This is a genomic window from Pseudomonas sp. 13B_2.1_Bac1 (assembly GCF_025466155.1).
GTDB classification, from domain to species: Bacteria; Pseudomonadota; Gammaproteobacteria; order Pseudomonadales; family Pseudomonadaceae; genus Aquipseudomonas; species Aquipseudomonas aylmerensis.
The window spans coordinates 142,070-164,829 of sequence record NZ_JANLOH010000049.1; the positions used below are offsets into that span (position 1 = coordinate 142,070).

Sequence of the window (22,760 nt, forward strand, 5' to 3'; positions counted from 1 at the left end):
ACTGACCGCTACCGCCCGCCAGCCGGATCGATCGTACGAACTCAGGACACTGACGTTCTGAATTTTGATTTAGGGGAGCGGTATGGGGAGCTACAAGAAACACGCGTTGTACACAGCGATTTTGTCGGCCAATTTGCTGACCGCTGTGGGATTCAATCCAGTCCTGGCGGCGCAAACGCCCGCCGCCGATGCACCCAAACTCGACACCGTCATCGTTACCGGTACCCGCGCCCAGGAGCGCACGGCCAGTGCGTCGCTGTCGCCTATCGATGTGATTTCCGGCGATAGTTTGCGCAGTACCGGCTCCGATGAGCTGGGGGCAGTGTTGGCGCGGCTGATTCCGTCGATCAACTTCCCGCGCCCAAGCCTGGTAGACGGCGCCGAGCTGGTTCGCCCGGCGCAGTTGCGCGGGTTGTCGCCGGACCAGGTGCTCGTGCTAGTCAACGGCAAGCGCCGCCACACCAGCGCGTTCGTCAACCTGGGCGGGGCGGTAGGCCGTGGTTCGGCACCGGCAGACCTCAATGCGATCCCGCTGTCGGCGGTGGACCACATTGAAGTGCTGCGCGACGGCGCTTCCGCACGCTATGGCTCCGATGCCATTGCCGGGGTGATCAACGTGATCCTCAAGCACGCCGACCATGGCGGCTCGATCTCCAGCAAGTTTGGCGAGTACAAGAAAGGCGATGGTATCCAGCGCAATATCAGCGGCAACACCGGTCTGGCAGTAGGGGACAACGGTTTCATCAACCTCTCGGCCGAGGGGGCGGACAACGATTACACCAACCGCGCCGGTAAAGACTTCCGACCCGCCAGCGTAGGCTCTACCACCTACGGCCAGCAGGTGTTTCGCCAGGGTGAACCGGCAACCAATGAAGGCAAGCTGGCGTTCAACTCCGAGTATGCCTTCAACGATGGGCTGGAGTTCTACACCTTCGGTGGCTATAGCAAGCGGCGGGGCGAGACGGCGGCGTTCTATCGGGCGAGCAATGGCTCCAACAACATTCCGGCGCTCAACCCCAACGGCTACCTGCCGCTGATCAAGGGCAACCTGGAGGACACCTCGCTGGTGGTAGGCCTGCGCGGCCTGCTGGCCTATGACTGGCATTACGATCTGTCGGCCAACTATGGCAAGAACCAGTACGAGCTGAGCACCGAAACCATCAACACCTCCCTGGGCCTGGCCACGCCGCGCAAGTTCGATAACGGCACGCTGAGCAACGATCAGAAACAAGTCAGCCTGGACCTGTCCCGCGAGTTCGATGTGGGCTGGCTGCCGTATCCGGTTTCGGTAGCGTTCGGCGGTGAATACCTGCACCAGGGCTACGAGATCGAGGCGGGTGAGCCGGCGTCCTACTACCAGACCGGCAGCTCCGGCCTGGGTGGATTCCGCGATGCCGATGCCGGCACCAGCTCGCGGCATAACTGGGCCCAATACCTGGACCTGGAAACCAATTTCACCGAAAAACTCAGCGCTTCTGCGGCTGTGCGCCATGAGGACTACAGCGACTTCGGCTCCAATGTCAGCGGCTCGTTGTCGGCGCGTTATGACTTCACGCCGCAGGTGGCCTTGCGGGGCAGTGTCTCCAATGGCTTTCGCGCGCCGTCCCTGGCCCAGCAGAACTTTGCCTACACCTCGTCGCAGTTGATCGGCAGCACTATCCAGGAAGCGGGTACCTTTCCCGCCAACAGCCAGGTCGCCCGCCTGCTCGGCGCTGAAGACCTCAAGGCCGAGAAGTCGCGCAACTACAGCCTCGGCCTGGTGCTGGAGCCCGCCGATGACCTGACCGTGACGCTCGATGTCTACCGCATCGACATCCGCGATCGCATCAGCCTGTCGTCGAACCTGAACCTCAACCCCGCGGCCATTGCCTACCTGCAAGCCAATGGCGTCGGCAACATCAACTACACCAGTGCCCGCTATTTCACCAATGCCACCAACACCAGCACCGACGGCGTCGACCTGGTAGCCAACTATCGCTACCAGTTCGATAACGGCATCCGCTGGAACAGCACCGTAGGCTACAACTACAACCACACCAAGGTGACGGACGTGAAGGCCAACCCGGCGATCCTCGACAGCCTGGGCGTGAACCTGCTGCGTGTGGACCGTCGCGAGCGCATAGGGTTGCTCGGCGATACCACGCCGCAGCACAAGCTGAGCCTGGGTAACGACTTCACCTTCGGAAATTGGGCGTTGCACAGCAACCTGGTGCGCTATGGTGAATTCACCAGCTACCAGGCGGACAAGGTCAACGACCAGACCTTCAAGGCCGCCTGGGTGCTGGATTTGTCAGCGGACTACAAGCTGAAGAACTGGACGTTCACCCTGGGCGGCGACAACGTCACCGATAAATACCCGGAAAAGGTCAACGCCTTCGCCAGCAGTGGTGGCAATCTCGCCTATAGCACTTTTTCGCCGTACGGTTACAGCGGCGCGTTTTATTACGGTAAAGTTGCTTACAACTGGTAACACACAGGAGGCGTACCGCTTTTCGCCATGACCGCCATTGAATCCGATCTTTTGCAATTGGCTTACCCTCCGCGGCTCGATCTGGGGCCGCAACTCACTCACGAACAGTTGTTGAGCTCGATGCAGGCCACCATGGGTCGGCACAAGGGTGGGCCGGTCTGGCTATTTGCGTATGGTTCGCTGATCTGGCGTCCTGAATGCTCGTCCACCGAGCGGGTGCGGGCACGGGTCCACGGTTATCACCGGGGCCTGTACCTGTGGTCTCACGAACATCGGGGTACGCCGGAGTTGCCGGGGCTGGTGTTCGGGCTGGATCGCGGGGGTTCCTGCAGCGGATTTGCCTATCGGCTGCCGGAAGATCAGCTGGAAGCGTCGCTCTACGCCCTGTGGCGCCGCGAAATGCCTTATCCCTCGTACCGGCCACATTGGCTCAGTTGCCGTCTGGAAGATGGCAGCCAGGTGCAGGCATTGGGGTTTGTATTGGAGCGGCACTTGCCCAGCTACGCCGGGAACTTGCCCGACGAAGTGCTCAATCATGTGCTGGAAAGCGCTTGCGGGCGTTACGGCACGACTCGCGATTATGTCGAGCAGACCGTCAACGCCCTGCGTAGCCACGCCATGCCAGATAAAAACCTGGAGGCGCGGCTCAAGCGCTGTGCCAAGGATTGCTCAGGCGGTTAGCGCGCCGCGCTGACGCTGTTGGTGTGCCACAGCGTGGGGATCAGGAACGCGATAGCCAGCAGGCACGCGGCGATCAGCAGCACAAAACCACCGTCCCAGCCGAAATGGTCCACGGTGTAGCCCATGGCCGCACTCGCCGCCACCGAACCCCCAAGGTAACCGAACAGACCGGTGAAGCCCGCAGCTGTACCGGCGGCTTTCTTCGGTGCCAGTTCCAGCGCCTGCAGGCCGATCAGCATCACCGGGCCATAGATCAGAAAGCCGATGGAGAACAGCGCGATCATGTCGATTACCGGGTTGCCTGGCGGGTTGAGCCAGTAGACCAGGGTCGCCACGGTCACCAACGCCATGAACACGATGCCGGTCAGGCCACGGTTGCCCCGGAAGATCTTGTCCGACATCCAGCCGCACAGCAGCGTGCCCGGAATGCCCGCCCACTCATAGAAGAAGTACGCCCAGGACGACTTGTCGACCGTGAAGTGCTTGGCTTCCTTGAGGTAAGTCGGCGCCCAGTCCAGCACGCCGTAGCGCAGCAGGTAGACGAACACGTTGGCGAACGCGATGTACCAGAGCATTTTGTTGCGCAGCACGTATTTGACGAAGATTTCCTTGGCGCTGAATTCGTCTTCGTGGCTGGCGTCGTAGCCTTCCGGGTAATCATTTTTGTATTGCTCGATCGGCGGCAGGCCTACCGATTGCGGGGTGTCACGCATGGTGATGAAAGCAAAGGCCGCCACCAGCAACGCCACGGTGGCCGGGACGTAGAACGCTGCGTGCCAGTCGTTGAACCACGCCATGCCGAGCAGGAACAGCGGGCCGATCAGGCCGCCGCCGACGTTGTGCGCCACGTTCCACACGGAGACTACGCCGCCGCGTTCTTTCTGCGACCACCAGTGCACCATGGTCCGCCCGCTTGGCGGCCAGCCCATGCCCTGGGCCCAACCGTTGATGAACAGCAAAATGAACATCATCGTCACGCTGGACGTGGCCCAAGGCGCGAAACCGAAAATGAACATCACCCCCGCCGACACCAGCAGGCCGAAGGGCAGGAAGTAGCGCGGGTTGGAGCGGTCGGACACCAGGCCCATGAGGAACTTGGACAGGCCGTACGCAATCGCGATGGCCGACATCGCCAGGCCCAGTTCACCTCGGGTGTAACCCTCGTCGATCAGGTAGGGCATGGCCAGCGAGAAGTTTTTGCGCAGCAGATAGTAGCCGGCATAACCGAAGAAAATACCGGCGAAGATCTGCCAGCGCAGGCGTCGGTAAGTGCTGTCTATTTTTTCTTCAGGCAGGGGTGCCTGGTGTGCGGCAGGACGAAAGAAAGCAAACATTCAAGAGCTCCAAATTTCTTGTTTTGACTGCGGATGCGAATGTTACAGTTTCGTTACCGAAAATAGCATTGCCTCTTATCCGCAAATACAGGAAATGGGAGCAATCGCATGTTCTCTTACGAACATGTCGCTAATAGATAAGTGATGGTCGGTATCAGGTCTTGAGGCCCAGGGAGATCAACGGTGGGAGCTGGCTTGCCTGCGAGAGTGGTCTCGCAGCTGCACTTGTGTTGGCTGACCCACCGCTATCGCAGGCAAGCCAGCTTCCACATCGGCCACATTTCAATTGGTCAGCGGGTTTGGACCACGACTTTGCCCACCGCTTTGCGCTGCCCCAGGTCATTGATCGCCTGGGCGGCTTGCTCCAGCGGGTACACCTGCGAGACCAGCGGCTTGAGCTTGCCCTCGGCATACCAACTGAACAGTTGCTGGAAGTTCGCCGCATTGTCCTGCGGCTGGCGTTGCGCGAACGAGCCCCAGAACACCCCGACCACTGCCGCGCCCTTGAGCAGCGCCAGGTTGACCGGCAGTTCCGGGATGCGTCCGCTGGCAAAGCCCACCACCAACAGGCGGCCGTTCCAGGCGATGGCGCGGATGGCCTGGTCAAACAGGTCGCCACCCACCGGGTCGTAGATCACATCGGCGCCGTTGCCGTCGGTCAGGCGCTTGATCTCGTCCTTGAGGCTGGCTTCGCTGTAGTTGATCAACTCATCGGCGCCCGCAGCCTTGGCCACGGCCAGCTTGTCGGCGCTGCTGGCGGCGGCGATCACCCGCGCGCCCATGGCCTTGCCGATTTCCACGGCGGCCAGGCCGACGCCACCGGAGGCACCGAGGACCAGCAGGGTTTCGCCGGGTTGCAGGTTGGCGCGCTGTTTCAGCGCGTGCATCGAAGTGCCGTAGGTCATGCTGAAGGCGGCGGCGGTGTTGAAGTCCATGCTCGGCGGGATCGGCAGCACGTTGTAGCCGGGCACCGCGACCTGTTCGGCAAAGCTGCCCCAGCCGGTCAGCGCCATGACCCGGTCACCGACTTTCAGGTGGCTGACCTTTTCTCCCACTTCACTGACCACGCCCGCCGCTTCGCCACCCGGCGAGAACGGGAAGGGCGGCTTGAACTGGTACTTGCCCTCGATGATCAGGGTGTCCGGGAAATTCACCCCGGCGGCATGCACGTCCAGCAGGATTTCGTTCTTCTTGATCGTAGGGCTTGCGGTCTCTTCCAGCACCAGGGTTTCGGCGGGGCCGAAGGCTTTGCACAGCACAGCTTTCATCGGACTATTCCTTTTGGCATCGTGGCCGATAAGTGTAGGAGGGTACGCCCGTGGGTCAACGAGCATGCCCCGGCCTGATAAGCCGCCATAAGCTTGTACTCAGCCTTGCTAGCGTTATGCTACCGGGCAACCGAATTTGAGGAATGAACTGTGAAAGCGTGGATCCTGTTGATGCTGGCCCTGACCTTGCCGATGGCAGCGCAGGCCGAAGAAGCCAAAGAAGGCGAGGCGCCGAAGGTCAGCTATATCAGCCTGAGCCCGCCGTTCGTGGGCAACTACGGCCTGGACGGCACGGCGAAACTCAAGGTATTCAAGGCCGACATCGCCCTGCGCGTCACTGGCCCCGAGGCTGCCGCAGCGGTCAAAGCCAACGATGCGTTGATCCGTAACCAGCTGGTAGCGCTGTTCACCCAGCAGACCAGCGAGACCATGAGCACCATTGAAGGCAAGGAAAAGCTGCGCCAGGAAGCCCTCAAGCAGACCCAGCAAGTGATGAACGACGAGACGGGCAAACCGGTGGTGGAGGACTTGTTGTTCAACAACCTGATCATCCAGTAACGCGGCAGAACAGGCTTGTCGTGGCGAGCGGGCTTGCCCCGCGTTGGGTGGCGAAGCCGCCCCAAAACCCTACGCCTCGGTTTGTCTGAAGAAATGTGAAACTCGATCAGGGCTGCTGCGCAGCCCAACGCGGGGCAAGCCCGCTCGCCACAACAAGCCTGCTCGCCAGGAGAACCGGTTCTTAGACTTTACGAGGCCAGGCTTTTACGGAACCTGGCCAACGCCACAGCAAAAAACAGCAAGCCAATCCCGGCCAGCGCCAACAAGTCAGGCCACACCACGCTCAGCCCCGCATCCCGAAACAGAATCGCCGCGCTCAGGCTTACAAAGTGTGTCGAAGGCGAGCCCTGCATCACCCACTGCAACCATTCGGGCATGCTGTCCAGCGGCGTGCTACCGCCGGAGAGCAGCAGCATCGGGATGATCACCGGGATCGCCAGCAAGCCGAACTGTGGTGTCGAGCGGGCGAGGGTGGCGAGGAAGATACCCAGCGCGGTGCTGGCAAACAGGTACAGCGCCGTCACCAACAGAAACAGGCTCAGGGATCCGGCCAGCGGCACGCCGAGCAAGCCTTTGACCACCACCTCCAGCGACAGCCAGGTACACAGCACCACCACCAGCATGTTGCTCCAGATTTTCGCCAACATGATTTCCAGCGCCGTCAGCGGCAGTACCAGCAGGTGATCAAGGGTGCCGTGCTCGCGCTCGCGCAGCAGCGCGGTGCCGGTCAGGACGATGGCGAGGATGGTGATGTTGTTGACGATCTGGATCACCGCCAGGAACCAGCCGCCTTCCAGGTTGGTGTTGAACAGCGCCCGGGTGGTCAGCAGGGCGGGCGTCTTGCTCGCAGCATCGGTTTGACCGCTGTGGTTGAGCAATTCGCGCTGGAAAATCCGCCCGATGTATCCCGCGCCCATGAACGCCTGGCTCATCGCCGTGGCGTCGACATTCACCTGCACGCCTGGCTGGCGACCGGCCAACAGGTCGGCCTGGAAGTTTGCCGGCACGTTGATCACGAAGGTGTATTCACCGCTGTCCATGACCTTGTCCAACTGGTCGTAGGCCAGCGGCGCAGGCGTCTGGAACTCCGGTGGTTGCAGGGCTTCGGCCATCTGCCGTGAAAGTGCACTGTGGTCTTCATCGACAAATGCGACGCTGGCGTTGTGCACGCCAATCACCGAGCCGGCGGCGGGCATGTAGATGGCCACGGTAAAGGCGTAGAACAGAAACAGCAGCAGCACGCTGTCGTGACGCAGGCTGGTGAGTTCCTTGAGGCCCAAGCGCAGGATGTGAGAGAACGTGTGCATCAGGCCTCCTGCTTCTTGAGCATGACCAGGCTCAGCCCGGTGAACCCGACGAAAAAACCGAACAGCGCCAGGCACTGCGGCCACAACTGGCGCAGGTCGAGGGCTTTGGTGAAGGTGCCTACGGCAATATCCAGGAAGTGCCCGGCCGGAAACAGCGTGCCCATCAGGGCGGCCGCACCTTCCAGGGACGAGCGCGGCACGATCAGGCCGGAGAACTGGATGGTCGGCAGGCTGGTGATAATCATGGTGCCGAGGATCGCGGCGATCTGGGTGCGGGTGAATGCAGAAATCAGCAGGCCCATGCTGGTGGTGGCCAGCACGTACAGCAGGCCGCCGAATGCCAGGGTCAGGCCGCTGCCCTTGAATGGCACGCCGAACAGCCAGCGGTTCATCGCCACCAACAGCGCCAGGTTGACCAGGCTCACCGCGAGGTACGGCGCCTGTTTGCCGAGCAGGAATTCCAGGCGGGTCAGCGGTGTGGCGTAGAAGTTGGTGATCGAGCCCAGTTCCTTCTCCCGCACGATGCCCAGGGCGGTGAGCATTGCCGGGATAAACGCCAGGATCAGTGCCATCACTCCCGGACCGATGGCATTCACGCTGACCACGTCCTGGTTATAGCGAAAGCGCGTTTCGAGTTTGACGGCAGACTGGCTGCTGCGGGGCAGGCTGCTCAGTTCGGCCAGTTGCTGGAGATTGCCCTGGTGCACCGCTTCCACGTAGTTACGGCTGGTTTCCGCCCGAAACGGCATGCCACCGTCGAGCCACGCAGCCACCGTGGGTTGGCGACCGGCGTAGAGGTCACGCCCGAAACCCGGCGGGATTTCCAGGGCCAGTTTGATTTCCGAACGTTGCAGGCGCCGGTGCAACTCGGTGGCGTCGCGGATGGCGGGTTGTTCGGCGAAATAGCGCGAGCTGCGAAAGGCTTCCAGGTAGGCGCGGCTTTGCGGCGTCTGGTCCTGGTCGTAGACGGCGAAGGCGAGATTTTCCACGTCCAGGGAAATGCCGTAGCCGAAGATCACCATCATGAACATCGCCCCAAGCAGGGCGAACGCCATGCGCACCTTGTCGCGCAGCAGCTCCTTGCCTTCACGACTCGCCACCGCCAACAGGCGCGAGAGACTGAAACCGCGCTTGCTGACCGGCGGCGTGCTGGTTTCGCTGACGGTTTGCGCGGGCGCGGTGGGTTCGACTTCGCCCTGGGCTTGCTCCAGGCAGGTGACGAACGCGGCTTCCAAGGTGTCGCCGTGGAACTGCCGCTGCAGCGCGTCCGGCGTATCACAGGCCAGCACCTTGCCCGCATGCATCAAGGAGATGCGATCGCAGCGTTGGGCTTCGTTCATAAAGTGGGTGGACAGGAAAATCGTCACGCCTTGTTCGCGCGACAGCTCGACCAACAGCCGCCAGAAATCATCCCGCGCCGCCGGGTCGACGCCCGAAGTCGGCTCATCGAGGATCAGCACTTCCGGGCGGTGCAGCACCGCCACTGCCAAGGACAAACGTTGGCGCAGGCCCAGAGGCAGTTCGCCGGACGGCTGCTCGGCGACGTCACCGAGGTCGAAGCGCTGGATCAGCTCATCGATGCGCGGGCCGCTGTCGGCCTTGGGCAGGTCGAACAATTGCGCGTGCAACACCAGGTTCTGGCGCACGCTGAGTTCGCCGTACAGCGAGAAACTCTGCGACATGAAGCCCACGCGCTTGCGGGTGGCCAGGTCCTTGGCATTCACCGGATTGCCCAGCAGCATGGCACTGCCTTCAGTGGCCGGCATCAGCCCGGTGAGGACTTTCATGGTGGTGGTCTTGCCACATCCGTTGGAGCCGAGGAAGCCGAAAATCTCTCCCCGCCCAATCGCGAAGCTGACCTTGTTCACCGCAGTGAAGTCCCCAAAGCGCAGGGTCAGGTCGTGGGCTTCGATGGCGATATCAGTGTTGGCGTTTTCCCTCGGCGGGATCACCAGTGGCTGGTTGTTGTGGGCGCTGTCGCCCTGGAAGTGCGTAAACGCCTCATCCAGTTTGCCGCTGGGTGTCGTCGCCGCCAGGTCCCGGCTCAGGCCATCGGCGATCAGCTTGCCACGGTCGAGCATCAGGCAATGTTCGAACTGCTCGGCCTCTTCCATGTAGGCCGTGGCCACCAGCAATGTCAGTTGCGGGCGCTCGCTGCGCACGGTTTCCACCAGTTCCCAGAAGCGCCGGCGCGACAGCGGGTCGACGCCGGTGGTGGGTTCGTCGAGGATCAACAGGTCCGGATCGTGGATCAGCGCGCAGCACAGGCCGAGCTTCTGTTTCATCCCACCGGAGAGCTTGCCGGCAGGACGCTCGGCGAAACGGGCGAGGTCGGTGGCCAGCAGCAGGTTGTGCATGCGCTGGTCGCAATCGGCTTTCGACAGGCCGAACAATGTCGCGAAGAAGCGAATGTTCTCGCTGATCGACAGTTCGGGATACAGGTTGCCGCCCAGGCCCTGGGGCATGAACGCGATGCGCGGGTAGAGGCTGTTGCGATGACGACGATCGGCGATGGAGCCGCCGAGCACTTCCAACTGGCCGTCCTGCAGTTTCTTGACCCCGGCGATCAGCCCCAGCAGGCTCGACTTGCCCGCGCCATCCGGGCCGATCAACCCGCAGCGAGTACCCGCGGGCAGGCTGAAGGCGATGTCCAGCAGTGCCTGTTGTTTGCCGTAGCGGTGGTTGATCCCGGTGGCGTGCAGCGCCAGGCCGGTCATTGCAGGTTGGCCGGCCAGTCGATATCAGCCGTACGTACATAGCCAGCGCCGGGCATGCCGGGCTTGGCTTGCGGCACGGCGCTGGGTTCGGTCAGGCGCAGTTTGACGCGAAACACCAGTTTCTGGCGTTCGTCGCGGGTTTCGACTTCCTTGGGGGTGAACTGGGATTTGGCCGCGACAAAGCTGATCTTGGCCGGCAGCGGCTGATCGGGCAGGGCGTCGAGCAGCACGCGCGCCTCACTGCCGACGGTCAGGCGACCGGTGACGGAGGCGGGCAGGTAGAGGTTCATGTACTGGTCCTGCGGATCGATCAGCAACAGCACGCGCCCCCCGGCGCCAAGCACTTCACCGGGCTCGGCCAGGCGCAGCTGGATAATCCCGTCGATGGGCGCGCGCAGGCTGCTGTCATCGATTTCGCTGGTGAGCTGGGCGACCTGGGCCTGGGCGGCGCCAATCGCGGCTTTCACCGAATTGACCTGGGCTTGCGCGGCAATCACGGCAGCATTGCCGGTGTTCTGGCGCGCCTGCTGTTGATCGATCAGCTGGCTGCTGGCGAAGCCGCGCTTGTACAACTCCTGGGTCCGCTTGAGTTCCTGGTTGGCGAGCAATTGCTCGCTCTGGCGCAGTTGCACATTGGCCTCGGCGGCGGCGAAGTTTTCCCTGGCGCGCAGCACCTCGGCTTCGGCCTGGGCGCGCTGGGCCTCCAGGGTGCGGGTGTCCATGCGGGCCAGCAGTTGGCCCTTGAGCACTTTGTCGCCTTCATCCACCCGCACTTCGGCGAGGCGCCCGGGGATCTTCGCGGCGATCTGCACTTCAGTGGATTCCAGGCGGCCGTTGCCCATGCTCAGGCCTTCGGGCAGGCGGTCCTGGGTGGACTTCCAGTAACCGAAGCCGCCGGCGGCGACCAGTAACAGGATCAGCAACGTGGCAAATAGCTGGGAGGTGCGGTGGTTCGTCGACATGGGTGCATCCTGCGGCGTTAGCGTCCTAGTTTGACCGGTGTTGCCTCAGCGGGCCTTGATACCGGTCAAATGAAGCGCCAGCCTAACCCGGTTACCGTGCAGATGCATGCGCCGGGAGCGTGACTGCAGGGTTCTGCTGTATCAGCGCAGTGCGAGTATCGCCGACCATTGTTCGTCGGTGACCGGCATCACCGAGAGGCGGCTGCCTTTTTGCACCAGCGGCAGTTCGGCAAGTGCGGCCTGTTGCTTTAAGTAGCCAAGGCCCAGCACGTTGGCAAACGTTTCGACATGGGCGACGTTGATCGCACTCCACGGATTTTTCTCGGCGCTGGCCTTGGCGTCGAAATAGTGGCTGTCGGGTTCCAGTGCGGTGGGATCCGGGTACGCCGCCGCGACGATTTTGCCGATGCCGGCGATGCCTGGCTCGGGGCAACTGGAGTGGTAGAAGAAAAATTGGTCACCCACCGCCATGGCGCGCAGGAAATTTCTCGCCTGGTAGTTGCGCACCCCGTCCCAGCGGGCTTCGCCAAGCTTTTCCAGGCCTTTGATGGAGAGTTCGTCGGGCTCGGATTTCATCAGCCAGTAGGCCATTTTTGGGCTCCTGAAACAGGCATTGGGAAAGTTGTCAGGCAATTCCATGACAAACCGACAGTCGGTTGGCGCCAAGGTTTGCGTGTTGGTTCACGTTAACGCAGAATGCCGGGATTTTAAGCTTGACGCAGCTGCAACGGACTACTTTGGAACGTTGTTGTCATCGTGTACGAGGTGCCTGAAGGGGGGCAATCGATGCAACGTAAACCGGATTTACTATGGATTTTGGTGATTTTGTTTGGTCTGGGTGTCGTGACCACCGGGTATGCGCAAAGCCTGTGGTCGAACAAGACCGATGCTCCCGTTGAACTGGCTCAACAGCAGCCACAGCCGTTCAAGCGTTAACCCTTCTTTCAAGGCGCCGCTGACTCCAGTGGCGTCTGTGCGATATACCATCCCTTGTCACTGACAGTGCCCGCCAACGGCACGTCCCAGCTCGCCTGCACCAGTCGTTCGACTTTCTGACATTCATGGGCCAGGCCCAGCAGCGTCGGCTTGCGCCAGCTTTGGCGACGAGCCAGATAGGCCAGGCTGCGGTCGTAGAAACCACCGCCCATGCCCAGGCGTCCGCCCGCGTCGTCGAATCCCACCAGCGGCAGCAGCACCAGGTCCAGCGCCCAGACTTTGCGTTGCCGGCTGATATTGACCCGTGGCTCAAGGATGCGAAAACGGTTGGGCAAGAGTTTCTCCCCAGGCCGCACGCGCTGGAACACCATCTTGGTCCGTGGCCAGGCGCTGAGCACCGGCAGGTACGTGGCCTTGCCCCGGCGCTGTGCGGCACGCAGCAGCGGGCGCGGATCGATTTCACCGTCCGTCGGCAGGTACAAGGAAATATGTTTGGCCCGGCGAAACAGCGGGTGCTGTGCCAGTTGCCGATACAGGCCTTGGGCGGCCCGGCGCTGATCGCTCGGCGTGAGGGCGCGGCGGGCGTTGCGCAACATGCGTCGAAGTTGCGGACGGGAAAGCGGCGCAGGTTCGGTCATGGTTTTTCGGCTCATAAAACAATGCCAGTCCTAGGACTGGCATTGATTTGGAATTCAGGCTCCCCGACAGAGCCGCTGTCGACTTAGCCCTTGAACCCGAAAGTTCAAGGTGGAAGAAGCAGTAGGCTTTAAGGCTTTCCGTCTAGCGGACATGCACACCAGCCCAACGTGCAACTTCCAGGGTAGTGCGAATCGGCTCAGGGACATCGCCGACTGGCAAACACGCCAGGGAGTGGGGCGAGTATACCCTAAACCGTCTCGGCAATCAGCCCTTGGGTGCGTCTGAATCGCTGGAAAGCACCAGATCAACACGTTCCAGCAGGTCACGCACCTGCTCGCGCGTCGAGCCGCTGGCCTGCACGTCAGGGCGTTCCTGCTTATGCAGCAAATCGTGGGTGATGTTCAGCGCGGCCATCACGGCGATGCGATCGGCGCCGATGACTTTGCCGCTGCTGCGGATCTCACGCATCTTGCCGTCCAGGTAGCGGGCGGCGCTCACCAGGTTGTTGCGCTCTTCCTGCGGGCAGATGATCGAATATTCTTTGTCGAGGATCTGCACGGTGACGCTATTGCTTGAACTCATGAGTCTTGCTCCAGGGCCTTCAGGCGCGAAATCATCGATTCGACCTTACGCCGGGCGATTTCGTTTTTTTCAATGAGGTGAGCGCGTTCCTCGCGCCAGGTCTTTTCCTGAGCTAATAGGAGTCCGTTTTGACTCTTAAGTTGCTCGACCCGAGTAATTAGCAATTCGAGTCTGGCCATCAGCGCTTGCAGGTCGGTGTCTTCCATTGGGTTCCACTGGATTTGTCTGATGAATGGCAACTGCAGGATAAACGATCTGACGCCCTTGATAGTCTTGGTACGTCTGCCGGTGCTAGGATACAGCGCTCCATTCTAGACATTGCGCCGTCTGGCGCCTAGCTCACCATGCCCATTCAGAACTCCCCGTACGACGCTTTTTCCAAACTGCTGAGCTCCAGCGGCCACCCTTGCTCGCCTGCCGAACTGCACGGCGTGTTGCTCGGTCGCAGCTGCACCGGCGTGGGCTTCGATGCCGACAACTGGCTGGCCGACGTGGCCGAGCTGCTGGAAACCGAACCGACCGAAAACGTGCGTAACGCGCTGATCGGCCTGCAAGAGATGGTCAAGGGCGAACTGACCGGTGATGACGTCACCGTGGTCCTGCTGCTGCCGACCGATGACGCGCCACTCGCCGACCGTGCTGCCGCACTGGGCCAATGGTGCCAGGGTTTCCTGCACGGCTTCGGCGTGAATGCCGGCGGCCTGTTGGACCTGAGCCCCGATGCTAAGGAAGTGCTGCAGGACCTGGCGGCCATCTCCCAGGTGCAAGACGCCCTGGAAGAGTCCGAAGACGGCGAAAGCGACTACATGGAAGTCATGGAATACCTGCGCGTCGCGCCGCTGCTGCTGTTCACCGAGACCAAGAAGTCCGCTGAACCGGCCGCTCCCAAGCCGTCGCTGCACTAAGAAAGGACACCCCTCTGCCCATGATCCATATCCCCAAAGCGGAATACACCCGGCGCCGCAAGGCGCTCATGGCGCAGATGGAACCCAACAGCATCGCGATCCTGCCGGCCGCCGCCGTGGCCATTCGCAATCGCGATGTCGAGCATGTCTATCGCCAGGACAGCGACTTCCAGTACCTCAGCGGTTTTCCCGAGCCCGAAGCGGTGATCGTGCTGATGCCCGGTCGCCAGCATGGCGAGTACGTGCTGTTCTGCCGCGAACGCAATGCCGAACGCGAATTGTGGGACGGCCTGCGCGCCGGCACTGAAGGCGCGGTGCGTGACTTCGGCGCCGACGATGCCTTCCCCATCACCGATATCGACGACATCCTGCCCGGCCTGATCGAAGGTCGCGACCGGGTGTACTCGGCCATGGGCAGCAATGCCGAATTCGACCGGCACCTGATGGAGTGGATCAACGTCATCCGCTCCAAAGCGCACCTGGGCGCCCAGCCGCCGAACGAGTTTGTTGCCCTGGATCATCTGCTGCACGACATGCGCCTGTATAAATCGGCGGCAGAAGTGAAGGTGATGCGCGAGGCCGCGCGAATCTCGTGCGCCGCCCACGTGAAGGCGATGCAAGCCAGCCGTGCCGGCCTGCACGAGTTCAGCCTGGAAGCCGAGCTGGATTACGAATTTCGCAAGGGCGGCGCGAAGATGCCGGCCTATGGCTCCATCGTCGCCGCCGGGCGCAACAGCTGCATCCTGCATTACCAGCAGAATGATGCGGTGCTCAAGGACGGCGACCTGGTGCTGATCGACGCCGGTTGCGAGATCGATTGCTACGCCAGCGACATCACGCGCACCTGGCCGGTCAATGGCAAGTTCTCCCCGGAACAGAGGGCGATCTACGAGATTGTGCTGGCCTCCCAGGAAGCCGCCTTTGCCGAGATCGCGCCAAATAAACACTGGAACCAGGCCCATGAGGCAACGGTGCAAGTCATCACCGCGGGGCTGGTAAAGCTGGGACTGCTGCAGGGCGACGTCGACGAATTGATCGCCAGCGAAGCCTACAAACCGTTCTATATGCACCGCGCCGGCCACTGGCTGGGCATGGATGTGCATGACGTGGGCGAGTACAAGGTGGGCGGCGAATGGCGCGTGCTGGAAGTTGGCATGGCGTTGACCGTGGAACCGGGCATCTATATTTCGCCGGATAACCAGGCCGTGGCGAAGAAATGGCGTGGCATTGGCGTACGTATCGAGGACGACGTGGTGGTGACCAAGCAAGGCTGTGAAATTCTGACCGGCGGCGTGCCCAAGGCTGTCGCCGAGATTGAAGCACTGATGGCGGCTGCCCGATGAGCCGGGTCAACCTGGCGATTATCGGTGGCGGCCTGGTGGGTGCCAGCCTGGCGCTGGCATTGCAGGCCGGGGCCAAGGCGCGGGGCTGGAAGATCGTGCTGATCGAGCCCTTCGCGCCGGGCGACAGCTATCAGCCAAGCTACGATGCGCGCTCTTCGGCGCTGTCGTTCGGGGCCCGGCAGATCTATCAGCGACTGGGCATCTGGCAGGATATTTCCCGCCGCGCCGAGCCGATCAAGCAGATTCATGTGTCGGACCGTGGGCGGTTCTCCACCGCACGCCTGTCCGCCATGGAGGAGGGGGTCCCGGCCCTCGGCTACGTGGTGGAAAACGCCTGGCTGGGCCAATGCCTGTGGCAGGGCCTGGACAAAGACGTGGTGAGCTGGCGCTGCCCGGCGGAAGTCACGCGCATGGAACCGCTGCCGGATGGCTATCGCCTGACCCTCAATGATGAAACCGTGCTTGAGTGCGACCTGGCGGTGCTGGCCGATGGCGGCCGCTCCGGCTTGCGCGAGCAACTGGGCATCGGCGTGAAAACCCGCCCCTACAACCAGAGCGCGCTGATCGCCAACATCACCCCGAGCGAATCCCATAACGGCGAAGCGTTCGAGCGCTTTACCGATGAAGGCCCGATGGCCTTGCTGCCGCTGCCGGACAACCGCTGCGCGCTGGTCTGGACCCGCATCGGAATGGACGCACAGCGCCTTGCCAACCTTGATGAGCGCAGTTTCCTGAGCGAACTGCAGGGTGTGTTCGGCTACCGCCTGGGTACCCTGAAGCAAGTGGGCGCGCGTCATCTGTATCCGCTGACCCTGGTGGAAGCCGAAGAACAAGTACGCTCGCACCTGGCGATCCTCGGCAACGCCGCCCACAGCCTGCATCCGATTGCCGGACAGGGGTTCAACCTGTCCCTGCGTGATGCGAATGCCTTGGCTGAGGCGTTGTTGGCCGGGCCGGCGGTGCCGGGTGACCTGGCGACCTTGCAAGGCTATCGCGAGCGCCAGCGCCTCGACCAGCAACTGACCGTGGGTTTCTCCGACCAGGTCACGCGGCTGTTTGGCAGTGCGCAACCGTTGGTCGCGCTGGGGCGCAATATGGGGCTGCTGGGGCTGGATCTGTTGCCCCCGGCCAAGCGCTGGTTCGCCCGTCAGGCCATGGGCCTGGGCACGCGTCCTAATGCGTAGCTGGCTGACCCGGCGTGTGGGCAAGGCGCGGCTGCTGCGCTGGTTCTTGACCCTGTACCCGCCGTACCTCGGCGCGGGCGTGCGCGTGCAGGCGCTGAGTGCCGACTTTCGGCATGCCAAGGTGCGCATGGGCCTGGGCTGGTACAACCGCAATTACGTGGGCACGCAGTTTGGCGGCAGCCTGTATTCGATGGTCGACCCGTTCTACATGCTGCTGTTGATGGAAAACCTGGGCCGCGACTATATCGTCTGGGACAAGGCCGCGAGCATCGACTTTGTCTCGCCGGGCAAGGGCCCGGTGTATGCCGAATTTTCCATCGACGACGCCTTGCTCGATGAGATTCGTCGACAGACCGAGGGTGGCGAGAAGTACCTGCCGCATCTCAAAGTGCAGATTCATGACGGCTCCGGCACCTTGGTGGCGCGGGTCGACAAAACCCTTTACGTGCGGCGCAAGCCGCCAGCGAGACAGGCTTAAAGCATGGACATGCGCGCAGATGTGCTGATTGTCGGGGCCGGAATGGTCGGAAGCGCCCTGGCGCTGGCGTTGCAAGGCAGTGGCCTGCAGGTGCTGCTGCTGGATGGCAGCCCGCTGAGCGTCAAGCCGTTTGACCCCGAAGCGGCCTTCGAGCCACGGGTGAGCGCCTTGTCGACCGCCAGCCAGCGCATTCTTGAGCGCCTGGGTGTGTGGGACGGCATCGTCTCGCGACGTGCCAGCCCTTACGGCGAGATGCAGGTGTGGGATGGCAGCGGCACTGGGCAGATCCACTTTTCGGCGGCCAGCGTGCATGCCGAGGTGCTCGGGCACATCGTCGAGAACCGCGTGGTGCAGGATGCCTTGCTCGATCGCTTGCACGACTGCGACCTGGGTCTGTTGGCCAATGCGCGCCTGGAACAGATGCGCCGCTCCGGCGACGACTGGCTGCTGACCCTGGCCGACGGTCGCAAGCTGCGCGCGCCGCTGGTGGTGGCCGCCGATGGCGCCAACTCCGCGGTACGCCGCCTGACCGGCACCGCGACCCGCGAATGGGATTACCTGCATAACGCTATCGTCACCAGCGTGCGCAGCAGCCAACCGCACCAGCGCACGGCGTGGCAACGCTTCACCGACACCGGCCCGCTGGCGTTCTTGCCGCTGGCTCGCGATGGGCAGGAAGACTGGTGCTCGATTGTCTGGTCGACCACACCGACAGAATCCGAACGCTTGATGGCGCTGGATGACGAAAGCTTCTGCCGTGAACTCGAGCGCGCCTTCGAGGGGCGACTCGGCACGGTGATCAGCGCCGACCCGCGCGTCTGCGTGCCATTGCGTCAGCGTCACGCCAAGCGCTATGTGGCCGAAGGCCTGGCGCTGATCGGCGATGCGGCCCACGTGATCCACCCGTTGGCGGGGCAGGGCGTGAACCTGGGCTTTCTCGACGCGGCGGTGCTGGCTGAGGTGCTGTTGTCGGCGACCGAACGCGGCGAGCGCCTGGCCGATGTGAAAGTGCTGAGCCGCTACGAACGCCGGCGCATGCCCCACAACCTGGCACTGATGGCGGCGATGGAGGGCTTTGAGCGCCTGTTCCAGGCCGACCAACTGCCGTTGCGCTGGTTGCGCAATGCGGGCTTGAAGCTGGTCGACCAGATGCCGGAAGCCAAAGCGGTATTTGTGCGCCAGGCGTTGGGCCTGACTGGCGATCTCCCGGAACTGGCGAAGCCATGAGCTCAACGCGACCTGTGTAGGCGCCGGCTTGCCGGAGACGAGGCGAGCCTCGTGCAACATCTGGTAACGCCTCCGCCAAGCGCCACCAAATGTGAGTCCTTATCATTTGCCTTCTTTTTGCAAATGAGAGACCGCACCCATGTTGGCACCCAAGCGCCTCCTGACTGCCCTGGCACTCACCCTGGTCGGCAGCACCACCGTGCAGGCCGCCGATGAAGTCGTGGTCTACTCCTCGCGCATCGACGAACTGATCAAGCCGGTGTTCGACGCCTACACCCAGAAGACCGGTGTGAAGGTGAAGTTCATTACCGACAAGGAAGCCCCGCTGATGCAGCGCATCAAGGCCGAGGGCGAAAACGCCACCGCCGACCTGTTGCTGACCGTCGACGCCGGCAACCTCTGGCAGGCCGAGCAAATGGGCATCCTGCAGCCGTTCACCTCCGCGGTGATCGACAAGAACATCCCCCTGCAATACCGCTCCTCAAACCACGCCTGGACCGGTTTGAGCCTGCGCGCGCGGACCATCGCCTATTCAACCGACCGGGTCAAACCGGATGACCTGACCACTTATGAGGCCTTGGCCGACAAGCAATGGGAAGGCCGCCTGTGCCTGCGCACGGCGAAGAAGGTCTACAACCAGTCGCTGACCGCCACCCTGATCGAAACCCATGGTGCGGCCAAGACCGAAGAAATCGTCAAGGGCTGGGTCAACAACCTGTCCACCGATGTATTCTCGGACGACATCGCGGTACTGGAGGCGATCAACGCCGGCCAGTGCGACGTGGGTATCGTCAACACCTACTATTACGGCCGCCTGCACAAGCAGAACCCGGCGCTCGCGGTGAAGCTGTTCTGGCCAAACCAGGGCGACCGTGGCGTGCATGTGAACCTGTCGGGTATCGGCCTGACCAAAAACGCGCCACACCCGGAAGCCGCCAAGGCCTTGGTGGAGTGGATGACCACGCCTGAGGCGCAGAAGATCTTTGCCGATGTAAACCAGGAGTTCCCGGCCAACCCGGCGGTACCGCCGTCGGCCGAAGTGGCGACCTGGGGCAAGTTCGTCGCCGACACCTTGCCGGTTGAAGTCGCGGGCAAGCGCCAGGCCGAGGCGATTCGTTTGATGGATCGGGCGGGCTGGAACTAAGCCCGACCTAAAAGCACCGCAGATCAAATGTGGGAGCTGGCTTGCCTGCGATTGCATCACCTGGGTATCACTGATACATCAAGGTGCCTGCATCGCAGGCAAGCCAGCTCCCACACTAATGTGCGGCGATTTCAAGCTATTCCTCCACTGAGAATCACCTTTGGCCCACCCCGCCCAACGCCGCTGGTACCTGCCGGTCTTCACCGTCGCTGCCCTGGTGCTGCTGCCGCTGAGCGTACTGTTGCTGTCCTGGCAAAGCATCGATGCGCAAATCTGGGCCCATCTGTGGGAAACCCAGATGCCTCGCCTCTTGGGCAACACCCTGACCCTGGTGCTGGGGGTTGGCGTTGGCGTCACCCTGTTGGGCGTGAGCCTGGCCTGGCTGACCAGCCTCTGCGAATTTCCCGGCAGGCGCTGGCTGGATTGGGCGTTGATGCTGCCCTTCGCTATTCCTGCCTATGTGCTTGCGTTTGTGTTCGTCGGCTTGCTGGACTTCGCCGGCCCGGTGCAAACCCTTCTGCGCGAATGGTTTGGCACCGGCTTGCGCCTGCCGCGAGTTCGATCAACCAGCGGCGTGATCATTGTGTTGGTGCTGGTGTTCTATCCCTATGTGTACCTGCTGGCGCGCACCGCGTTTCTGGCCCAGGGCAAAGGCCTGATGGAAGCCGCGCGGGTGTTGGGGCAGTCGCCCTGGCAAGCGTTCTGGCGTGTGGCTTTGCCCATGGCGCGGCCGGCGATTGGCGCGGGTGTGGCGTTGGCATTGATGGAGACCCTGGCGGATTTCGGCGCGGTCTCGGTGTTCAACTTCGACACCTTCACCACCGCCATCTACAAGACCTGGTACGGCTTTTTCAGTCTGTCCAGCGCAGCCCAGCTGGCCAGCCTGTTGCTGCTGGTGGTGATGCTGGTGCTGTATGGCGAGCGGCGTGCACGGGGTGCCAGCCGTCCAGGCAATGAACGACCACGGGGTAAAGCCCTGTATCACTTGCGAGGGTTCAAGGCGGTCGCGGCCAGCAGTTGGTGTGGCCTGGTGTTTGCCTGTGCCTTTGTGATTCCGATGCTGCAACTGGTCGCCTGGTTCTGGCAGCGTGGCCGCTTCGACCTGGATGAACGTTATTCAGGCCTGATCGTGCATACCCTCTACCTGGGCGGCATCGCGGCGCTGATCACCGTCAGCGTGGCGTTGCTATTGGCGTTCGCCAACCGCCTGGCGCCGACCCGGGCGATTCGCTCCGGCATCAGCCTGGCCAACGTCGGCTACGCCCTGCCGGGCTCGGTGCTGGCTGTGTCGATCATGCTGGCGTTCAGTTACCTGGACCGTGAGCTGGTGGTGCCGCTGTCGGCATGGCTCGGCGGCGCGGGCAAGCCCTTGCTGTTGGGTAGCCTGTCGGCGCTGGTGCTGGCGTATCTGGTGCGTTTCCTGGCGGTGGCCTATGGTCCGCTGGAAAACAGCCTGGCACGCATCCGCCCGTCCCTGCCGGAGGCGGCGCGCAGTCTCGGGGTGAGTGGTTCACGACTGTTTTGCAAAGTGTATCTGCCGCTGTTGCTGCCCGGGACATTGAGCGCGGCGCTGCTGGTATTTGTCGATGTGCTCAAGGAAATGCCCGCAACCCTGCTGATGCGGCCTTTTGGCTGGGACACCCTGGCCGTGCGGATTTTCGAAATGACCAGCGAAGGGGAGTGGGCGCGGGCGTCATTACCGGCCTTGACCCTGGTGTTGGTGGGCTTGCTGCCGGTGATCGGGCTGATCCGACGCTCTGCCCGGCAAATCGGTTAGGTGCCAGTCCTACGGCTTGAGGCTACAATGCGCGGCATTCGGTGCGGTCCGTCTTTCGGATCGAGTCGCTGTGCGTGGCTGCAGGCCTTGTAAATCAAGGTGTCCAGCGCGAACGGCAACGCTGCGCACCTTCGCCACGCCCGGAAGGAGAAACCCATGGGACAGCGTACGCCTCTGTATGACCTGCATCTCGCCCTAGGCGCGAAAATGGTCGATTTTGGCGGTTGGGATATGCCTCTGCACTACGGCTCGCAAGTTGAAGAACACCATCAGGTGCGACGCGACTGCGGGGTGTTTGATGTATCTCACATGACCGTGATCGATGTCACCGGCCCCCAGGCCAAGGAATGGCTCCAGCACCTGCTGGCCAATGATGTCGATCGTTTGCATGGCTGCGGCCGTGCGCTCTACAGCGCCATGCTCAATGAGCAGGGCGGAGTGGTGGACGACATGATCGTCTACCGTACCGAAAGTGGCTACCGCCTGGTGGTCAATGCCGCCACCCGCGACCAGGACATGGCTTGGATGCAGGCGCAGTTGGGCAGCTACGCGGTGCAGCTGCATGAGCGCCCCGAGTTGGCCATGCTGGCCATTCAAGGCCCGCACGCCCGGCAGAAGATCGCCGAACTGGTGACCCAGGCGCGCGCCACCCTGATCCACCAGCTCAAGCCCTTCGAAGGCCAGGCCGATGGCGACTGGTTTATCGCCCGCACCGGTTATACCGGTGAAGACGGCCTGGAAATTGTGCTGCCTGCCGATCAGGCCCCGGGTTTCTTCAATGACCTGGTGGGTGCCGGTATTTCACCCATCGGCCTTGGCGCCCGCGATACGCTGCGCCTGGAGGCCGGCATGAACCTGTATGGCCAGGATATCCACCAGGACGTTTCGCCGCTGGCGGCCAACATGGCCTGGAGCATTGCCTGGGAGCCGGCCGAACGCGAGTTCATCGGGCGTGCCGCGCTGGAAGCTGAACTGGCGGCGGGTGTGCAGTTCAAACTGGTCGGGCTGGTGCTTGAAGAACGCGGGGTTTTACGCGCTCATCAGGTGGTTCGTATCGCCAATGTTGGCGAAGGAGAGATCACCAGTGGTAGTTTCTCTCCTACGCTGAGCAAATCCATTGCCCTGGCGCGTGTACCGACGGCGACAGCCGATCGGGCCGAAGTGGAAATCCGCGGCAAGTGGTACCCGGTTCGAGTGGTCAAGCCGACCTTCGTGCGCCATGGCAAAACCCTGATCTAACTATTTCCG

At 62.4% G+C, this 22,760-nt stretch carries 21 protein-coding genes and 1 other RNA gene; 12 read left to right on the forward strand and 10 right to left on the reverse strand.

Features of this window, described 5'->3' with window-relative positions:
* Positions 1–82: 82 nt before the first annotated feature.
* Together NTD80_RS11790 and NTD80_RS11795 are read left to right on the forward strand one after the other, a co-directional pair.
* The gene (locus tag NTD80_RS11790) at positions 83–2,470 is read left to right on the forward strand and encodes a TonB-dependent receptor plug domain-containing protein (RefSeq protein ID WP_262133694.1); all 2,388 of its coding nucleotides are present in this window, start codon (positions 83–85) and stop codon (positions 2,468–2,470) included.
* 27 nt (positions 2,471–2,497) lie between these two features.
* Positions 2,498–3,151 carry a gamma-glutamylcyclotransferase gene (locus tag NTD80_RS11795; protein WP_065902362.1) on the forward strand — a complete coding sequence of 218 codons (654 nt, stop codon included), beginning with the start codon at positions 2,498–2,500 and terminating at the stop codon, positions 3,149–3,151.
* On the opposite strand, the gene glpT is transcribed toward NTD80_RS11795, so the two are convergent.
* Positions 3,148–4,485, reverse strand: a complete 1,338-nt coding sequence (gene glpT, locus NTD80_RS11800) for a glycerol-3-phosphate transporter (RefSeq protein ID WP_065902361.1) — start codon at positions 4,483–4,485, stop codon at positions 3,148–3,150. The two genes, NTD80_RS11795 and glpT, sit on opposite strands and share 4 nt — an antisense overlap.
* Before the next feature lie 290 nt (positions 4,486–4,775).
* The gene (locus tag NTD80_RS11805; RefSeq protein ID WP_106802333.1) at positions 4,776–5,753 is read right to left on the reverse strand and encodes an NADPH:quinone oxidoreductase family protein; all 978 of its coding nucleotides are present in this window, start codon (positions 5,751–5,753) and stop codon (positions 4,776–4,778) included.
* A gap of 150 nt (positions 5,754–5,903) precedes the next feature.
* On the opposite strand from NTD80_RS11805, the gene NTD80_RS11810 reads away from it, so the two are divergent.
* A complete protein-coding gene (locus NTD80_RS11810; protein ID WP_065902358.1) occupies positions 5,904–6,311 on the forward strand; it encodes a flagellar basal body-associated protein FliL in 408 nt (135 codons plus the stop codon).
* 188 nt (positions 6,312–6,499) lie between these two features.
* Here the strand turns inward: NTD80_RS11810 and NTD80_RS11815 are convergent, their stop codons facing one another.
* The 4 genes from NTD80_RS11815 to NTD80_RS11830 all read right to left on the reverse strand — a co-directional run bounded on the left by NTD80_RS11815 (position 6,500) and on the right by NTD80_RS11830 (position 11,888).
* A complete protein-coding gene (locus tag NTD80_RS11815; protein WP_262133696.1) occupies positions 6,500–7,618 on the reverse strand; it encodes an ABC transporter permease in 1,119 nt (372 codons plus the stop codon).
* Positions 7,618–10,335, reverse strand: a complete 2,718-nt coding sequence (gene rbbA, locus NTD80_RS11820) for a ribosome-associated ATPase/putative transporter RbbA (RefSeq protein WP_262133697.1) — start codon at positions 10,333–10,335, stop codon at positions 7,618–7,620. The genes NTD80_RS11815 and rbbA overlap by 1 nt, the downstream gene beginning before the upstream one ends.
* A complete protein-coding gene (locus NTD80_RS11825) occupies positions 10,332–11,297 on the reverse strand; it encodes an HlyD family secretion protein (RefSeq protein WP_106802336.1) in 966 nt (321 codons plus the stop codon). Before NTD80_RS11825 ends, rbbA begins: the two co-directional genes overlap by 4 nt.
* Before the next feature lie 141 nt (positions 11,298–11,438).
* Complete coding sequence (locus NTD80_RS11830) at positions 11,439–11,888, reverse strand: EVE domain-containing protein (RefSeq protein ID WP_262133699.1); 450 nt, start codon at positions 11,886–11,888, stop codon at positions 11,439–11,441.
* Positions 11,889–12,083: 195 nt separating this feature from the next.
* Between NTD80_RS11830 and NTD80_RS11835 the strand changes: the two genes are divergently transcribed.
* Positions 12,084–12,233: a hypothetical protein gene (locus tag NTD80_RS11835; RefSeq protein WP_010207387.1), complete on the forward strand. Its 150-nt coding sequence runs from the start codon at positions 12,084–12,086 to the stop codon at positions 12,231–12,233.
* Positions 12,234–12,241: 8 nt separating this feature from the next.
* Here the strand turns inward: NTD80_RS11835 and NTD80_RS11840 are convergent, their stop codons facing one another.
* The 4 genes from NTD80_RS11840 to NTD80_RS11855 form a co-directional block, all read right to left on the reverse strand.
* Positions 12,242–12,871, reverse strand: coding sequence for a 5-formyltetrahydrofolate cyclo-ligase (locus NTD80_RS11840; RefSeq protein ID WP_262133743.1), 630 nt, complete (start codon positions 12,869–12,871; stop codon positions 12,242–12,244).
* Between the two features lie 56 nt (positions 12,872–12,927).
* Positions 12,928–13,106, reverse strand: a non-coding RNA gene (gene ssrS / locus NTD80_RS11845) — 6S RNA.
* Between the two features lie 30 nt (positions 13,107–13,136).
* On the reverse strand, positions 13,137–13,454 hold the full coding sequence (locus NTD80_RS11850; RefSeq protein ID WP_003176812.1) for a cell division protein ZapA: 318 nt from the start codon (positions 13,452–13,454) through the stop codon (positions 13,137–13,139).
* Positions 13,451–13,660 carry a TIGR02449 family protein gene (locus NTD80_RS11855; protein ID WP_007982902.1) on the reverse strand — a complete coding sequence of 70 codons (210 nt, stop codon included), beginning with the start codon at positions 13,658–13,660 and terminating at the stop codon, positions 13,451–13,453. The genes NTD80_RS11850 and NTD80_RS11855 overlap by 4 nt, the downstream gene beginning before the upstream one ends.
* Before the next feature lie 138 nt (positions 13,661–13,798).
* On the opposite strand from NTD80_RS11855, the gene NTD80_RS11860 reads away from it, so the two are divergent.
* The 8 genes from NTD80_RS11860 (at position 13,799) to gcvT (ending at position 22,751) form a co-directional block, all read left to right on the forward strand.
* Positions 13,799–14,359 carry a YecA family protein gene (locus NTD80_RS11860; RefSeq protein ID WP_262133700.1) on the forward strand — a complete coding sequence of 187 codons (561 nt, stop codon included), beginning with the start codon at positions 13,799–13,801 and terminating at the stop codon, positions 14,357–14,359.
* Positions 14,360–14,379: 20 nt separating this feature from the next.
* Positions 14,380–15,702: a Xaa-Pro aminopeptidase gene (gene pepP, locus NTD80_RS11865; RefSeq protein ID WP_065902344.1), complete on the forward strand. Its 1,323-nt coding sequence runs from the start codon at positions 14,380–14,382 to the stop codon at positions 15,700–15,702.
* The gene (ubiH, locus tag NTD80_RS11870; RefSeq protein WP_262133701.1) at positions 15,699–16,886 is read left to right on the forward strand and encodes a 2-octaprenyl-6-methoxyphenyl hydroxylase; all 1,188 of its coding nucleotides are present in this window, start codon (positions 15,699–15,701) and stop codon (positions 16,884–16,886) included. Before pepP ends, ubiH begins: the two co-directional genes overlap by 4 nt.
* A complete protein-coding gene (locus tag NTD80_RS11875; RefSeq protein ID WP_065902340.1) occupies positions 16,879–17,364 on the forward strand; it encodes a DUF4442 domain-containing protein in 486 nt (161 codons plus the stop codon). The genes ubiH and NTD80_RS11875 overlap by 8 nt, the downstream gene beginning before the upstream one ends.
* A gap of 9 nt (positions 17,365–17,373) precedes the next feature.
* Positions 17,374–18,591, forward strand: a complete 1,218-nt coding sequence (locus NTD80_RS11880) for a 2-octaprenyl-3-methyl-6-methoxy-1,4-benzoquinol hydroxylase (RefSeq protein WP_262133745.1) — start codon at positions 17,374–17,376, stop codon at positions 18,589–18,591.
* A 139-nt stretch (positions 18,592–18,730) separates the two neighbouring features.
* Positions 18,731–19,735, forward strand: coding sequence for an extracellular solute-binding protein (locus NTD80_RS11885; protein WP_262133704.1), 1,005 nt, complete (start codon positions 18,731–18,733; stop codon positions 19,733–19,735).
* Positions 19,736–19,895: 160 nt separating this feature from the next.
* On the forward strand, positions 19,896–21,512 hold the full coding sequence (locus NTD80_RS11890) for an ABC transporter permease (protein WP_262133706.1): 1,617 nt from the start codon (positions 19,896–19,898) through the stop codon (positions 21,510–21,512).
* A 156-nt stretch (positions 21,513–21,668) separates the two neighbouring features.
* Positions 21,669–22,751 carry a glycine cleavage system aminomethyltransferase GcvT gene (gcvT, locus tag NTD80_RS11895; protein WP_262133708.1) on the forward strand — a complete coding sequence of 361 codons (1,083 nt, stop codon included), beginning with the start codon at positions 21,669–21,671 and terminating at the stop codon, positions 22,749–22,751.
* The last annotated feature ends 9 nt before the right edge of the window (positions 22,752–22,760 follow it).